The sequence below is a fragment of the Frondihabitans peucedani genome (assembly GCF_039537585.1).
Classification (GTDB): Bacteria; Actinomycetota; Actinomycetes; order Actinomycetales; family Microbacteriaceae; genus Frondihabitans; species Frondihabitans peucedani.
Map to the genome: position 1 here is coordinate 1,959,533 of NZ_BAABAU010000001.1, position 14,841 is coordinate 1,974,373.

The 14,841-nt window shown below is 69.0% G+C and carries 13 protein-coding genes; 4 read left to right on the forward strand and 9 right to left on the reverse strand.

What is annotated here, in order from left to right; genetic code table 11:
• Positions 1-132: 132 nt before the first annotated feature.
• The 3 genes from ABD733_RS09025 to ABD733_RS09035 all read right to left on the reverse strand — a co-directional run bounded on the left by ABD733_RS09025 (position 133) and on the right by ABD733_RS09035 (position 3,459).
• Positions 133-621 carry a hypothetical protein gene (locus tag ABD733_RS09025; RefSeq protein ID WP_344795193.1) on the reverse strand — a complete coding sequence of 163 codons (489 nt, stop codon included), beginning with the start codon at positions 619-621 and terminating at the stop codon, positions 133-135.
• 502 nt (positions 622-1,123) lie between these two features.
• A complete protein-coding gene (locus ABD733_RS09030; protein WP_344795195.1) occupies positions 1,124-2,323 on the reverse strand; it encodes a Fic family protein in 1,200 nt (399 codons plus the stop codon).
• Between the two features lie 236 nt (positions 2,324-2,559).
• Entirely contained in the window at positions 2,560-3,459 is a 900-nt protein-coding gene (locus tag ABD733_RS09035) for a helix-turn-helix transcriptional regulator (RefSeq protein WP_344795197.1), read from the reverse strand.
• A 204-nt stretch (positions 3,460-3,663) separates the two neighbouring features.
• On the opposite strand from ABD733_RS09035, the gene ABD733_RS09040 reads away from it, so the two are divergent.
• From ABD733_RS09040 to ABD733_RS09050, 3 genes are all read left to right on the forward strand, one after another.
• On the forward strand, positions 3,664-5,511 hold the full coding sequence (locus ABD733_RS09040; protein ID WP_344795199.1) for an alpha/beta hydrolase family protein: 1,848 nt from the start codon (positions 3,664-3,666) through the stop codon (positions 5,509-5,511).
• A 191-nt stretch (positions 5,512-5,702) separates the two neighbouring features.
• Positions 5,703-8,015 (forward strand): catalase/peroxidase HPI, encoded by a 2,313-nt coding sequence (gene katG, locus ABD733_RS09045; RefSeq protein ID WP_344795201.1) that lies wholly within the window; start codon positions 5,703-5,705, stop codon positions 8,013-8,015.
• 40 nt (positions 8,016-8,055) lie between these two features.
• Positions 8,056-9,048: a phosphatase PAP2 family protein gene (locus tag ABD733_RS09050; RefSeq protein ID WP_344795203.1), complete on the forward strand. Its 993-nt coding sequence runs from the start codon at positions 8,056-8,058 to the stop codon at positions 9,046-9,048.
• A gap of 22 nt (positions 9,049-9,070) precedes the next feature.
• On the opposite strand, the gene dhaK is transcribed toward ABD733_RS09050, so the two are convergent.
• The 4 genes from dhaK to ABD733_RS09070 form a co-directional block, all read right to left on the reverse strand.
• Entirely contained in the window at positions 9,071-10,066 is a 996-nt protein-coding gene (dhaK, locus tag ABD733_RS09055; RefSeq protein WP_344795205.1) for a dihydroxyacetone kinase subunit DhaK, read from the reverse strand.
• A gap of 84 nt (positions 10,067-10,150) precedes the next feature.
• On the reverse strand, positions 10,151-10,798 hold the full coding sequence (dhaL, locus tag ABD733_RS09060) for a dihydroxyacetone kinase subunit DhaL (RefSeq protein WP_344795207.1): 648 nt from the start codon (positions 10,796-10,798) through the stop codon (positions 10,151-10,153).
• A gap of 68 nt (positions 10,799-10,866) precedes the next feature.
• Positions 10,867-11,640 carry an HAD-IA family hydrolase gene (locus tag ABD733_RS09065; RefSeq protein ID WP_344795209.1) on the reverse strand — a complete coding sequence of 258 codons (774 nt, stop codon included), beginning with the start codon at positions 11,638-11,640 and terminating at the stop codon, positions 10,867-10,869.
• Positions 11,637-12,530 (reverse strand): class II fructose-bisphosphate aldolase, encoded by an 894-nt coding sequence (locus tag ABD733_RS09070; protein ID WP_344795211.1) that lies wholly within the window; start codon positions 12,528-12,530, stop codon positions 11,637-11,639. The genes ABD733_RS09065 and ABD733_RS09070 overlap by 4 nt, the downstream gene beginning before the upstream one ends.
• A 93-nt stretch (positions 12,531-12,623) precedes the next feature.
• On the opposite strand from ABD733_RS09070, the gene ABD733_RS09075 reads away from it, so the two are divergent.
• Positions 12,624-13,391 carry a GntR family transcriptional regulator gene (locus ABD733_RS09075; RefSeq protein ID WP_344795213.1) on the forward strand — a complete coding sequence of 256 codons (768 nt, stop codon included), beginning with the start codon at positions 12,624-12,626 and terminating at the stop codon, positions 13,389-13,391.
• Between the two features lie 21 nt (positions 13,392-13,412).
• Here ABD733_RS09075 and ABD733_RS09080 read toward each other — a convergent pair whose 3' ends face one another.
• Positions 13,413-14,180, reverse strand: a complete 768-nt coding sequence (locus ABD733_RS09080; RefSeq protein WP_344795215.1) for a glucose 1-dehydrogenase — start codon at positions 14,178-14,180, stop codon at positions 13,413-13,415.
• 72 nt (positions 14,181-14,252) lie between these two features.
• Complete coding sequence (locus ABD733_RS09085; RefSeq protein WP_344795217.1) at positions 14,253-14,753, reverse strand: MarR family winged helix-turn-helix transcriptional regulator; 501 nt, start codon at positions 14,751-14,753, stop codon at positions 14,253-14,255.
• Between the last annotated feature and the right edge of the window lie 88 nt (positions 14,754-14,841).

Sequence of the window (14,841 nt, forward strand, 5' to 3'; positions counted from 1 at the left end):
CGACGTACCTCTCGGTCGCCGAACTCTTGTAGCTTTGGCTTCCCGCCGAATCGCGGACGTATGGGTCTGGTCGGCGCAATGGAGCCGGGCCCGGCAGACCAGGTCAATACGAGAGTCGTCTTGCCCGCCGCCTCAGTCATACAACCCGTAGTCGTAGCTCTTGGAGGAAGCCCCCGGCGAAGCACGCGCATAGCTGCACGTCATGTCGACGCGAGTGCCCCAGCTAGTGCGGGTGAGCGCAACCGTCGAAGTGAGGGGGTCGGACGGGATCGCGGCCGACCTCACGGGCTCGAGCGTGGTGACGGTGCGTGCAGACGGTGAACTGCCACGACCAGCGGAGGAGAGAGCACCGGACAGGAGGACCGCACCCACCACAGCGGCAGCGACAGCGGCCGCGACGACCCCGGCCCAGATCCTGCGCGCGCGACGACGACGCCGCACACGAGACGCGAGCAACGGCAGCACAGCGGCCTCGGGCGCGAAACCAACACCAGCATCCGTACCAACCCCGGCACCGTCGGGCAATGTTGCCGCGCTAAGAAACGACTCGCCGAGCAGCGCCAGACCCTCGACATCGGGCAAGACCCCGAGGAGCCCGGGCAGAGCGGCGAAGTCGGTCACCGCGGCCGAACAGCGGTGGCAGTCCGCGAGGAGGTCTTCGTACTCCGCCCGGTCCGCAGCCGAGAGGGCGCCGAGAAGGTAGGCGGCGTCCCACTTGTCTTAGGGGTCGACAGCGGAATCAGACACCCCGGGCACCGACTGGAGGCACTCGTCGTCCTGCCGTTCCCGCATCCTGCGCTCGGCAAGCGCGATTGGCCTCGAATACGGTCGACGGAGTCAACTCAATGCCGAGGGCACCGTAGTCTCTCCTCCAGAGGGCCACCGCGGCTCTCGACGGAGGCAAGACCATGGCAGAGAAGTCAGCTCGGAAAGCGACCGCAAAGCCCGCGGTCCGATCTTTGAAGGAGAAAAGGGCCGACAAGAAGACGAAGTCGGATTCTGTCTCCCACACGGAAGACTCCGTGTCGAAGGTCAAGAAGCGCTAGGACGGCCGAAGCGTCACCTGCCCACTCGCCCCAGGGCGGGTGGGTTTCTTCGTGTCAGGCAGGAGGGCCAGGCTGCCTCAGGCTGCGCGGAGTCGGGTGATCCGCTCCCGGATCCGGGTGTCGAGGTCTTCGAACTCATCGAGCACGTCCATCGCGGCGTACGCCCGGCCGCGAACGCGCTCGGTGACGGCCTCGACGACCCGAACTTCTTCGAGGGTCTGCACGCCGCGGTAGATGCTCCGCTCCGGGACGTCGCTGAGCGCTTCGACGAGCTGCTCGATTGTGAACACCGGCAGCGACAGCAGCACCGGCAGGATGCGGTCGGCAGCGCTACCGGCACGGAGGCCGGCTTGCTCGCGCCAGGCGGCTTCGTACTGCGCGAACGCTCGAGCCGTGCCGCGCGCCTCCCTGGCCGCCGTCTCGACGCAGAGCGCCAGGTCGGTGACGATCGGCGAGGAGTCGCCGGTGCGGTAAGCGGTGAGGAGCGAGAAGTAGTGGTCCGTGTCCGCGGCGAGGGCGCTGGCGACCGGCAGCACCGAGTGCGGCGTGACGCCCCGGCGGCGCAGGATCGCGCCGATAAGCGCTCGACCGATGCGCCCGTTGCCGTCCGTGAACGGGTGGATGCTCTCGAACTGCGCGTGCGCGATCGCTGCCTGGGTGACCGGCTCAACGTCGTCTTGGTTGGAGAACGCGATCAGGTCGTCCAGGAGCGCCGGGACCTCCTCCGGCGGTGGCGGGACGTAGAGCGCGCCGCGGGGCGAGTGCTGGGACCCGCCGATCCAGTTCTGCATGTCGCGGACTCGGCCGGCGTACGAGCGCTCGGTGACGTCGGGGTCGTCCTGCATGAGCGCCTTGTGCGCGGCGAGGATCTCGTCGAGCGTGACCGTCGTGCTGGAGGCGTCGATGAGCTTCGTGATCGCGGTGCCTGCGGCCACCATCGACATCGCGGAGGCGTTCTCCTTCAACCCGCCGATGGCGCGTGCGAAGGCAATCGGCGTCGCCTCGAGGTGCTCGATGCGGCTGGAGGCCACCGACTCCATGCGGATGAGGAAGCCGGCCAGTGGGCTGAGCACGCCGCCTGCCACGCGCTCGAGGTCGGCGGCCTCGTAGCGGGCCCGGGCGAGGTCGCGCTCCGCGATGACGGGAACGCGGGTTCCAGCGATCATCGGGGGGATGGACACGGTCACCTCGGTGAGCATGCGATCCTCGCGGGTGCCGCGTCGGCTCGTGCTCGTCCACGGGACGACGCGCGTCGTGTGTGCTGGCCAGTTCGTCATCGCGCCTCCTTCCTGGCGATAGTTCCTTCGATAGTGTCACTTATCAGTGGAAAATGGCAATAGCAGTGAGGTTGTTGCCACGCCGACGGTCGACACGAACTGGCAGCGGACGCCAGGCATTGAGGCAGGCAGGAGGAACGCACGGTCCGAGGCGTGTGAGATCGTGTGCTCACAGCCAACGAAATGCGCCGTTTTAAAGTCCCGCGCCCCCTGAGCTCAATGACCGCTAGGTGGATTCAAATCCCACCGGTACCGCCACCGAGAGCCCCTGCGCCCGCAGGGGCTCTTCTCGTCCGCGCTTGCGACGAAGGCACCGGCTCGACCAGCGACGACAAGAGCCGCAGGGCATCCTCGTCGGGGGAGCCGGGCTCGGCGAAGAAGACGTAGAGCGTCTGATCGGGCGCCTCGTTGACGGTGAAGGTCTGGTACGAGAGGGTCACCTGCCCGACGAGGGGGATGAAGTAGCGCTTCGTGCCACTCGTCCGCTCGAGGACGTCGTGACGGGCCCAGATCCTGCGGAAGTCGTCGGAGCGGGCGGACAGGTGCTCGACCAGATCAAGGAGGCGGGGGTGGCCGGTGTCGGATCCTGCAGAGCTTCGCAGCGCCGCGACTGCGCCGCTCGCGACCTGCTCCCAGTCGACGTAGAAGGTGCGGGCATGGATGTTCAGGAACGCCTCGTGGAGCAGGTTGTTGCCGGGCGCGAACCACGGCGTCAGCGCCTGCGCGAGCTCGTTCGAGAAGAGGACGTCGCCGTAGCGGCCGACGACGGCGGCCGGCTGCTGCGGCCAGCCGGCTACGAGTTGTTGCAACTCCGGAGTCACCGTCTCGGACTCGCGGCTGCCGCCGACGAGCGATACCGAACCCTCGGTCAGGCCGGCGAGATGGGCGCGAGCCTCGTCGCTCAGGTCGAGCACTCGGGCCAGCGCGTCGAGCACCGACCGGGAGGGGTGCCTGGCCCGACCCTGCTCGAGCCGGGCGTAGTAGTGCGGGCTCACGCCGGCCAGATGCGCCAGCTCGTCGCGCCGGAGGCCCTCGACCCGGCGGCCGCCACCCGAACGGATGCCGAAGGCGGCCGGGTCGAGCAGGGCTCGCCTGGCCCGGAGGAAGTCCCCGAGGCCGTTCTCGCGCTCCGCCATATCGCGATCTTAGACAGCGGGCGTTGGGCACGGTGCGCAACCGGCGGCCCTGGCTGGCACTGAGAGGGCGACCCACGACTCACAGGAGCCTCGTAGGTTGAAGGAGCGCACACTCACCCCTGCGCAGGACCGGCGCACCGCTCGCGACCACCGAGTCCGCCCGCACCGCACCGCCACACACCCACGAAGAAGTAGGGAAACCCCGTGACAGACACCTCACTGCGGAAGAGCCGGTTCTGGCTCGTCCTGTCTCTGATCGTCATGCTCGTATCGTCGATCGGCGCCTCGATCGTCCAGACGTCCGGCGGCGCGGTGAAGATCCACGACATGAGCTGGGTGACCGGCTCCGGCAAGACGATGAGCGCCCTGCTGCTGGTGCCCGACGGCGCGAGCTCGAAAGACAAGCGCCCGGCGATCGTCCTCGCGCACGGATGGTGGAACAACAAGGAGATGCAGGACTCCAACTACGTCGAACTCGCTCGCCGCGGCTACGTGGTGCTCTCCATCGACATGTACGGCCACGCGTCGTCCGACCCGCTGCAGGAGGGCCACGAGGCCGACGCCGCCACGGGCATGTACGACGGCGTGAAGGAGGTGGCGAGTCTGCCCTACGTCGACACGTCGAAGATCGGCATCAGCGGCCACTCCAACGGCGCCCGGGCCGCGAACTTCGCGATCCCCATCGACGACCAGGCCTCGACGCCGCTCATCAAGTCGGTCTACCTCGTCGACAACGACCCGATCTACACCGACGCCGACGGCGAGTACGTGAACTACTACGGCTCCCGCGACGTCGGCGTGCAGGCCGACCAGTACGACGAGTTCTTCTTCCGCAGCTACGACAAGGCCGGCAAGGAGCTCACCGCCCCCCGCGACTACATCGGCACCCCGAACGCCCAGTCGTTCCTGCACTTCGGAGCCGACCCGTCCGGCGCGTCGAAGCGTTCGTCTTACACGACGTACACGAAGACGGTCGACGGCCGGTCCGCGATCCGCGAGGTCGTCAACCCGGCGCAGACGCACCCCTGGGGGCCTTTCTCGAAGCAGGAGGTGACCTCCCTGCTCACGTTCTTCGACAAGTCGCTCGGGACTCCGAACGCGATCGCTCCCGGGTCGCAGATCTGGCAGCTCAAGGAGGGCTTCAACGCGCTCGGCCTCGTCGGCTTCGGGATCTTCCTGGTCGCCTTCGCCACGAGCCTCCTGCACACCCGCGCCTTCGCCGGTCTCAGGATCGCGCGACCCGCCATCGTCGAGAAGCGCGAGGGGCGCGCACTGGTCTGGTTCTGGGGCGGCCTCGTCGTCTCGGCCATCGTGTCGGGCGTGAGCTACTGGATCATCAGCGCGAACACCGCGATCGGCACCGTCAGCTTCCTCGGTGATCCGCCCGTGAACCCTCAGGGCGCCGTCTGGATCATCGCCCTCTGGGCTGCTCTCAACGGAGTCGTGTCGCTCATCATCACGGCGGTCTCGTACCTGGTCTTCGGCCGGAAGAACGGAGTCGACCTCCGCGCGATCGGCGTCCTGCCCGGCTGGAAGAAGTTCGGGCAGGGGATCCTCCTCGGGCTGATCGTCGTCGCGTCGGCGTTCCTGCTCGTGTTCGTCTTCGCCTACTTCTTCACGACCGACTTCCGTCTGTGGGTGCTGGCGATCCCGACCTTCACGCCGAACAAGCTGGGCATCGCGCTCATCTACCTGCCGTTCTTCCTGGTGTACTTCCTCGCCAACTCCATCGCGATCAACTCCTTCAGCCGGTTCGCGATCCGCGGCCGCGAGTGGGGGAACACCGCGGTGCTGGCCCTCGCGAACGCGATCGCCCCGATCATGCTGGTGATCGCCCAGTACTCGCACTTCTTCGTGACGGGCGACCTCATCCCGGGGTTCGGCGGCATCAACAGCATCTGGCTCTTCCCGATCGTCGTGATCCTGCCCGTGGCGGCGGTCGTCACCCGCAAGATCTCGCGGCAGACGAACAACCCCTATATCGGCGGCTTCATCATGGCGGCCGTCGTGACCGTCGTGTCGGTGTCGAACACGCTGACCTACACGCGCTGAGGTCGGCGGGCACCCACCCTGACAAAAGCCCGACCGCCAGCGCGCCGCGCAGCCGACCCACTGCTCCGCCAGGTACTCCTGCAGAAGAAAGGTCCGCCGCACCGCATTGCGATGCGACAGCGACGCGGCGGCCCGATCGTGAGACTCTCGACGAAGACGACCACGCCGCTCGAGCACCCAGAGGAGCATCAATGAGCACGGAAGACAACACGAACACCTGCACCTTCCACATGGGCGGCGAACTGCCGGCCGGCGGCGATCACCTGGGCGGGACGTTCGGGCAGTCGCCGAGCCTCGACAGCTGGTACCCGCAGCGGCTGAAGGTCGAGCTCCTGCACCGGAACGGGGTCGACGCCGACCCGCTCGGGGCCGACTTCGACTACGCGGCGGCCTTCGCCACGATCGACCTCGAGGAGCTCAAGGCCGACATCAAGACCCTGCTCACGACGTCGGTCGACTGGTGGCCGGCCGACTACGGCAACTACGGCCCGCAGATGATCAGGATGGCGTGGCACTCCGCCGGCACGTACCGCATCGCCGACGGCCGCGGCGGCGCGGGGACCGCGATGCAGCGCTTCGCACCGATCGGCAGCTGGTGGGACAACGGCAACACCGACAAGTCGAGGCGGCTCCTGCAGCCGCTCAAGCACAAGTACGGCAACGCCCTGTCGTGGGCCGACCTGATGGTGCTGACCGGCAACTGCTCCCTCGAGCTGATGGGGCTGCCGACGTACGGCTTCGGCGGCGGACGGCTCGACGCGTGGGAGCCGGACGACGGCACCTGGTGGGGTCCCGAGGTCTGGAACCCGCACGCGGTCGCCAGCCCCGACGAGATGGTGAGCCGCGACGAGCGCTGGCACGGACAGAACGGCGACGCCGACTACGACCTGCAGAGCCCGCTGGCCGCCTCGCACCAGGCACTCATCTACGTGAACCCCGAGGGGCCGTACGCGAACGGCGACCCGATGGGCTCCGCGCGCGACATCCGCATCACGTTCACACGCATGGCGATGAACGACGAAGAGACAGTGGCCCTGATCGCCGGCGGCCACGCCTTCGGCAAGAGCCACGGCCAGGTCGCCGCAGCCGACATCGGGCCGTCGCCCGAGCTGGCCCCGATCGAGTCGATGGGTCTCGGCTGGCACAACCCGGTGGGCAGCGGCAACGCCGAGAACACCTCCACGAACGGCATCGAGGGGGCCTGGACCCCGAACCCGACGCAGTGGGACAACGCCTACCTCGAGAACCTGTTCGCCTACGACTACGAGCAGACGAAGAGCCCGGCCGGCGCCCTGCAGTGGACACCGACCGATTCTGCGGCGCCGAAGACCCCCGACGCCCACGTGCCCGGTCAGATGAACCCGCTCATGATGATGACCTCCGACATCGCCCTCAAGGTCGACCCGGAGTACCGCGCCGTGTGCGAGCGGTTCCTGGCCGACTTCGACCTCTTCACGCTCGCCTTCTCGAAGGCCTGGTACAAGCTCACGCACCGCGACATGGGGCCGAAGCACCGCTACCTCGGCCCGGAGGTCACCATCGCCGACGATCTGCTCTGGCAGGATCCGCTCCCCGAGGCAGCCGGAGCCCCGCTCGACGATGCCGACGTGGCAGCCCTCAAGAAGGCCGTCCTCGACACCGGCCTCTCGGTCTCCGACCTCGTCTACACGGCGTTCTCCGCAGCCTCGACCTACCGCGACAGCGACAAGCGCGGCGGCGCGAACGGCGGACGCCTCGCCCTGTCACCGCAGAAGGACTGGGCCGTCAACAAGCGCACCGTCCCCGTCATCGACGCGCTGCGCACGGTGCAGGCGTCCTTCGCTGCGACGTCCGGCGGGCGTCAGGTCTCGCTCGCCGACCTGATCGTCCTGGCCGGCACCGCAGCCGTCGAGCAGGCGGCGCGGGCAGCAGGATCGGAGACACCCGTCCCCTTCACGCCGGGCCGCGTCGACACCACGCAGGAGCTCACCGACATCGAGATGTTCGAGTGGCTGCGGCCGGTGGCCGACGGGTTCCGCAACTTCGTGTCCCCGCGCTTCGGCGAGTTCGCTCCGGGGGTCGCGCCGGAGGCGGCGTTCCTCGACAAGGCGAACCTGTTCACGCTCACCGCGCCGGAGTGGACCGTCCTGACCGCAGGACTCCGAGTGCTCGGCGCCACCTGGGACGGCTCGGACGTCGGCGTGCTCACCGACCGCGTCGGAGTCCTGACGACCGACTTCTTCGTCAACCTGACCGACACCGACCTGGTCTGGACGAAGGACGACGAGTCCGCGACGACCTTCACCGGGCGGGTCCAGTCGACCGGCGACGCCCGCTGGCGCGCCTCCCGCAACGACCTGGTGTTCGGCTCGAACGCGCAGCTGCGCTCCATCGTCGACGCCTACGCGGGCAGCGACGGGCAGGAGCGGTTCGTCCGCGACTTCGTCGCCGTCTGGTCGAAGGTCATGATGCTCGACCGCTACGACGTGAAGGGTCACAAGCGGTACGGTGCCATGGCAGCCTGAACCGAGGCGCCTGCCCTAAAGCACCGACGAGAGCCCTGCCGTGACCCCACCTGACGACGCCGCCAGCCGCGCCACCGAGACCTGCACCGACACCAGCACCGAGGGCCGCTACGTCGGCGACCGCGACCTGACGCACTGGTACACGCCGCTCGGGCGGCAGCTGGCGCGACTGAACCGGGGGCTGAGCAGGCGGCTGGGCGCGCATCCTGCGCTCGTCCTGACCCTGATCGTGGGGCTGGCCATCGCGATGGTGCTGGCGTTCGCGGCCTCGCGGATCTACGACTCGGTGACCGAGCGCGACGGCGTCGCCGGGTTCGACCAGCCGCTGCTGGAGTTCGCGATGACGCTGCGCTCGCCGGCGCTCGACTCGTTCGTGACCGGCTACACCGATGTCGCGGGGCCGGTGGGCATGCCGATCCTGGCCGTCGTCGTCATGGTGCTGCTGGCGGTGCTCCGGCGGTCGTGGACGCCGGTGATCCTGATCGTCGCGTCGGGCGCAGGATCGCTCGCCATGACCGTCGTCGGCAAGGACGTCATCGGGCGGCACCGGCCTCCCCTCCGCGACGCCGTCCCGCCGTACGAGTACTCGCCGTCGTTCCCGAGCGGGCACACGCTGAACGCGACCGTCATCGCGGGGATCGTCGTGTACCTGTTGATCCTGCGCATCCGGTCTCGGAGGCTCCGGGTCGTCACGATCCTGGTCGGGGTCCTGTTCGCACTGACGGTCGGGCTGAGCCGCGTCTTTCTCGGGCACCACTGGTTCACCGACGTTCTCGCCGGCTGGGTGCTCGGCGCCGCCTGGCTGGCGCTCGTCATCACCGCCCACCGCCTCTACCTGACGAGCCGGAAGACGGAGCCCGACCTGCCCCTGGCCGTCAACACCGCCGTCAGCTCGGCCGTCAGGACTCCCGCCGGCAGGACCGACACCGACACCGGGACCGGCACCGGCACCGCCAGCAGGACCGGCACCGACACCGGGCCGTCACGCCACGGGACGACCCCGACCCGAGAGGGACGGCGCTCGCCGGAGTGAGCGCCGCCCCTGCCCCGAGCGCTCAGAACGTGCGCAGCGGGATCTCGGCGGGCGCGGCCAGCAGACCCTCGATCTCGTCGTCGAGCTTCACGAGCGTGATCGACGCTCCGGCCATGTCGAGCGAGGTGCAGTACTCGCCGACGTAGCTTCGCACCGGGGTGATCCCCTGGGCGACGAGCTTCTCGTGGGCGATGCCGTACAGCAGGTACAGCTCGCTGATCGGAGTGCCGCCGAGGCCGTTGACCATGAGCGCGACCCGGTCGCCGGACGCGTACGGCAGGTCGGAGACGATCGGCTCCAGCAGGATGTCGACGATCTCGTCGGCCGAGACGATCTTCTGCCTCGAGCGCCCCGGCTCGCCGTGGATCCCGACGCCGACCTCGATCTCGTCGTCGCCCAGCTCGAACAGCGGCGACCCCTTCGCCGGCGGCGTGCAGGCGGTGAGGGCGACGCCCATCGTGCGGGTGACCGAGTTCACCTTCTCGCCGACGCGGATCACCTCGTCGATCTCGGCACCCGCTTCCGCTGCCGCACCGACGGCCTTGATGACGAAGAAGTTGCCCGCCACGCCTCGACGGCCGATCGTGTAGGTGCTGTCCTTCACCGCGACGTCGTCGTCGATGAACAGCGTCTTCACCCGGATGCCCTCGGCGTCGGCCAGCTCCTCCGCCATCTCGAAGGCCATCTTGTCGCCGGTGTAGTTGTTGACCAGCAGCAGCACGCCCTTCTCGCTGTTCACCCGGCGGGCGGCCTCGAGCACGTAGTCGGTGGGCGGTGCGGCGAACACGTCGCCCGGGCAGGCGGCGTCCAGCATCCCCTTGCCCACGATCATCACGTGCGCCGGCTCGTGGCCTGATCCTGAGCCCTGAACAATCGAGACCTTGTTCTGGTCTGGGGCGTCCTTCCGCACGATCAGGTTGTACTTCGGCTCGTAGACGAGCGTGTCGGGATTCGCCAGGGCCAGGCCCTTGAGCATCTCCGGCACGAACTCCTTCGGGTCGTTGAGGAACTTCTTCATCGCGGTTCTCCACTTCGTCGTGTGTCGCAGGTCGGATCGAGTTGATCGGGTCGGATCGGGATTGTCAGAGCAGGACGGTGTCGCTCACCAGGCGTCGGCGATCCTCTCGGCCAGCACGGCGATGGCGATCGCGCCGGGGTCGGGGGAGCCGATGCTGCGCTCGCCGGTATACGACGCGCGCCCCCGCCGGGCCTGGAGCGCCGACGTCGCCTCGGCCGACTCGCGCGCGACCTCGGCCGCGTGACGAGGCAGCGACGCAGGATCGGCGCCTGAGTCGATGTCGGCATCGAGCGCGTCGGCGACCGGAACCAGCGCGTCCAGCAGGGTCTTGTCGCCGACCTCGGCGCTGCCGCGCTTCTTGATGCCCTCGACGGCGGCCCGGATCATCGCCACCACGTCGGCCGGCACGATCTCGGCGCTGCCCTTGACGGTCGCTCCCGCGCGGAGGAACGCGGTGCCCCAGATCGGACCGGAGGTGCCTCCGATCCTGCTGCTCATCGTCATCGCGACCTTCTGCAGGAAGACGCCCGGATCGGAGCGGTCGTAGTCGTCGAACTCGGCGAGGACGATCTCGAAGCCGCGGGCGAGGGAGTAGCCGAAGTCGCCGTCGCCGGCTACCGCGTCGAGGTCGGAGAAGTACGTCTCGTTGTCGACGCAGGTCTGGGCGATGAGGCGCACCACCTCGACGAGGCGGGCGGTGCCGGTGGAGGCGGGAAGGGCGTCGTTGCTCATGGTCTTCCTCGGAGTCGGGCGGTGCGGCGGGTCGGGTGGTTCGGCGGAGCGGGCGGTTCGGGTAGGCGTCAGTCGTGGGAGAGCCGCAGGAGGGACGCCAGGTCGACCTGGCCGATGTCGCCGACGCCGTGCGGATCGCTCAGGATGCGCACGGGCACATCGGGCAGGTCGCCCAGGCTGTCGACGACCAGGGCGGCGCCGGTGAAGTCCTCGTCGGCCGTGTAGCTGCTGACCGTCACCACGGTCGTGAGCCCGCAGGCGAGGGCGGCCCGGAGGCCGTTGGCGCTGTCCTCGACGACGACGGCGTCGGCCGCGTCGACCCTAAGCTCGCGGAGGGCGAGCTCGTAGATGTCGGGGGCGGGCTTCTTGCGCGGCACGACGTCGCCCGCGAAGACGCGGAACCAGGAGGCCGCGTCGCCCCCGACCGCATGGTCGAGAACAGCATCGACGCTGGGCTTCGCCGACGTGGAGGCGACCGCCAGGAGCCAGCCGGCCTCGTGCGCCTCGTGGATGAGGCGGGCGATGCCGGGTCGACCTGGCAGCTCGCCGGCACGGACCCTCGCGGTGTAGCGGCGGGTCTTCTCCTCGTGCCACCGCTTCACCTCCCGCTGCTGGCTCTCGGTGTCGGTGGGCAGGACGGCGCGCTCGACGAACTCGGGCGTCAGGAGCGACGCGAGGCGCTCCTTGCCGCCGCCGATCCGCAGCACCTCCGCGTAGTCGTCCTCGCTCCAGCGGACCGGCAGGCCGAAGTGCTCGAACGTCTCGTTGAACGCCGGCAGGTGACCGTCGCGCTCCGTGTCGGCGAGGACGCCGTCGCAGTCGAAGATCAGGGCGCGCGTCACCGGTCGGCCTCCGCACCGGCGACGGCGCTCGCCGCCCGGCCGTCGGCGCCGAACCACACGATGTGCTCGTCGATGGCATCGGTGACGGCGGTGGAGATCGCGGTGATGAGCGAGGGGGGATCCCAGCGGTCCTGCTCGCGGGCCGCCTCCAGGTGTGCGAGCGAGGCCTGCATGTAGGCGTGCTTGACGGCCGTCGAGATGTTGATCTTCGACACCCCCGCGTCGATGAAGGCCCGGAAGTCGGCCGCGCTGAGGCCGGTGCCGCCGTGGAGCACCACCGGCACGTCGGTGAGGGCGGCGAGCTCGGCGGCCCGCTCCGGCAGGAGCGTCGGGCTCGCCCGGTAGAGCCCGTGGCTGGTCCCGAGCTGCGGTGCGATCAGGTCGACCCCGGTCTGCGCGGCCACGTCGGCGAGCTGGGCCACCGAGTACGCGTGGCGTGCCTCGTCGCTCCCGACGTCGTCCTCGACGCCGAGGATGTTCTCGATCTCCGACTCGACGTCGACCCCCGCGCCGTGAGCAGCCGCGGTCACCTCGATTGTCTCGCGCACCGCGTCGTCGAGGTCGCGGTCGGAGGCGTCGAAGAGCACCGACGACCAGCCGGCGGCGATGACGTCGTCGAGCACGGCGCGGTCGGGGCAGTGGTCGAGGTGGAGGGCCACCGGAACGGCGACGTCGCGGGTGAGCGAGCGGAACAGGTCGGTGATGAACGCGGTGCCCGAGACCCGCACCGTCTTCACCGAGATCTGCACGATGAGGGGGGCGCTCCGGCGCTCGGCGGCGGCGATCACGGCCCTCATGCTGATCTCGTCGAAGACGTTCACGGCCGGGACGGCGTAGCCGCCCTGCCGTGCAGCCCGCGTCAGGGAACCGGTCGAGACGACCATGCGCATCCTCACTTCCTCGTAAGGGCCGCGGTGTTTCTGCGACTGATCGGAATGTACATGCCTATACCGGACTAGACAAGTACCCTGAGGGCATCGGACGTGAACAGTCTGCGAGAGTGGGTGATCGTGATCGACGACATCGAGCGGGGCTCGGCCGTTCCTCTCTACCAGCAGCTCGAGACGATCCTGCGGGCCAGGATCGACAGCGGCGAGTGGGCCCCCAGCCAGAGGATCCCGTCCGAGAACGAGCTCAACCGCATCTACGGGCTCAGCCGCATGACGGTGCGCGGGGTGCTCAACAAGCTGACCTCGGAGGGGGTGCTGACTCGGGCGCCCGGCAAAGGCACCTACGTCGCGCCGGCCGACAAGATCAGTGCCGTGTCGCCGGCCTACCGCGGCATCCGCGAGCAGCTCGAGGTGCGGGGCTACGCCATCACGACGAAGCTCATCTCACTGACGGAGCAGGTCGCCCCCGAGCCCGTCCGCGAGGGTCTGGGCCTCGCGGACGGGGAGGAGGTCGTCGCCATCACCCGGCTGCGCCTCGTCGACGGCGAGCCGCTCAGCGTCCACCGGTCGTTCGTGCCCGCGCGTCTGGCCCCCGGCCTCGGCGACCTCGACGTCGTCGGCGAACAGCTGTGCGTCGTCCTGGAAGACACCTTCGGCCTGGCCATGCACGACGTCGCCGAGAACCTCGAGGCCGTCGCTGCCGGGTCGACCGACGCCGAGCACCTGCACCTCGGCAAGGGCCAGCCCGTGCTGCAGCTCACCGATGTGATCTCCGATGCGGGAGGGCTCGCGTTCGAGTACTCGACCATCGTGTTCCGAGGCGACCGCATGCGGCTGCGGTTCGACTACAGCCGGGTCTGACTGGCTCGCGGCCCGCAGCGGCTACAGGCCGACCGACCCCTGCATGATGCCGCCGTCGATGAACACCGTCGTGGCCGTCATGTACGACGCCTTGCCGGAGGCCAGGAAGACGACCATGTCGGCGATATCCTCAGGCTCCGCTAGACGTCGCACAGGGATGGCGTCCTGGAGCTGCTTCAGCTTCTCGGGGTCGGAGGTGGTCGAGGTGTTGATGGGGGTGTCGACGGCGCCGGGAGCGACGTTGACCACGCGGATGCCGTGCGGGCCGAGCTCGACGCCGGCGGTGCGGGTCAGCATGCGGGTGCCGCCCTTCGAGACGCAGTAGGCGATGTTTCCGGGCATCGGCCAGTCCTCATGGACCGACGAGATGTTGATGACGAGGCCCGGCGTCTTCTGCGCGATGAACTGCTTCGCGGCGAACTGGGTGCCGAAGAAGGCGCTCTTGAGGTTGATCGCCATGACCTTCTCGAACTCGTCCTCCGTGGTGTCGAGGACGCCGGTGCGGGTCTCGATGCCGGCGTTGTTGACGATGACGTCGAGGCGGCCGAAGGTGTCGACGGCGGTCTGGACCATTTTGTGCAGATCCTCCGCCTTGCTGACGTCGGCGTCGACGCCGACGGCCTTGCCGCCGGCCTTCTCGATGCGGGCGATGAGGTCGGTCGTGGCCTCGGGGTGCGCGACATAGTCGATGACGATGTTGGCGCCCTCGGCCGCGGCGGCGAGGACGATGGCCTCACCGATCCCGGAGTTGCCGCCGGTGACGATCATGGTCTTTCCGTCGAGGAGCATCAGGTTCCTTCTCTCGGCCGGCACCTCCGGCCCTCCTGCGAGTCAACCCCTGCCGGTCGGCGCCTCGCAGGGTCAGGCGCCGCGACGACGGCGGGGCGCAGCCGACCGGGGCGGCGCTGCCCGGAGGTGGTCGCGCACCCTGCCGAGAGCCGCGTCGAGCGCGGCGACGTCGTCCTCGGAGAGAGCCGCGAAGAACTGCTGGCGCAGGATCGCGATGTGCCCGGGGAACACGCGGCCAAGGACCGCGCGCCCCGCCTCCGTGATCGTGACCGCGACGCTCCGCTCGTCGTCGGGCGCGGGCGCCCTCGTGACGAGCCCGGCCGTCTCGAGCACGCCGGCCTGGTGCGTCAGTCCGCTGCGGCTGTAGACGACGCCGTCGGCCAGGTCGGTCATGCGCTGCGTGCCCGACGGGGCGTCGCCGAGCCGGGCCAGGAGCTGGAACTGCACGTAGCTCAGGTCGCCCGCCTCCCGGAGCTGCTGCTCGACGGCGTGCCGGAGCAGGCTGCTCACCTCGATGAGGGAGAAGTAGGCGCTGAGCTCGGCGGGGTCGAGGGAGGGTGCTTCGTCGGTCATGGCTCGAGTCTATTGCTTCGAACTCGAAGCAGTGCTACGGTCGCCATGTGCTTCGAATTCGAAGCATATGAGCAGAGACACAGAGACA

Excerpts from the sequence above, each read along its gene's own strand:
- ABD733_RS09030 (WP_344795195.1), bottom strand. The coding sequence starts at position 2,323 with ATGACGAACTGGCCAGCACACACGACGCGCGTCGTCCCGTGGACGAGC.
- ABD733_RS09035 (WP_344795197.1), bottom strand. The coding sequence starts at position 3,459 with ATGGCGGAGCGCGAGAACGGCCTCGGGGACTTCCTCCGGGCCAGGCGA.
- katG (WP_344795201.1), top strand. The coding sequence starts at position 5,703 with ATGAGCACGGAAGACAACACGAACACCTGCACCTTCCACATGGGCGGC.
- dhaK (WP_344795205.1), bottom strand. The coding sequence starts at position 10,066 with ATGAAGAAGTTCCTCAACGACCCGAAGGAGTTCGTGCCGGAGATGCTC.
- dhaL (WP_344795207.1), bottom strand. The coding sequence starts at position 10,798 with ATGAGCAACGACGCCCTTCCCGCCTCCACCGGCACCGCCCGCCTCGTC.
- ABD733_RS09070 (WP_344795211.1), bottom strand. The coding sequence starts at position 12,530 with ATGCGCATGGTCGTCTCGACCGGTTCCCTGACGCGGGCTGCACGGCAG.
- ABD733_RS09080 (WP_344795215.1), bottom strand. The coding sequence starts at position 14,180 with ATGCTCCTCGACGGAAAGACCATGATCGTCACCGGCGGCAACTCCGGG.
- ABD733_RS09085 (WP_344795217.1), bottom strand. The coding sequence starts at position 14,753 with ATGACCGACGAAGCACCCTCCCTCGACCCCGCCGAGCTCAGCGCCTAC.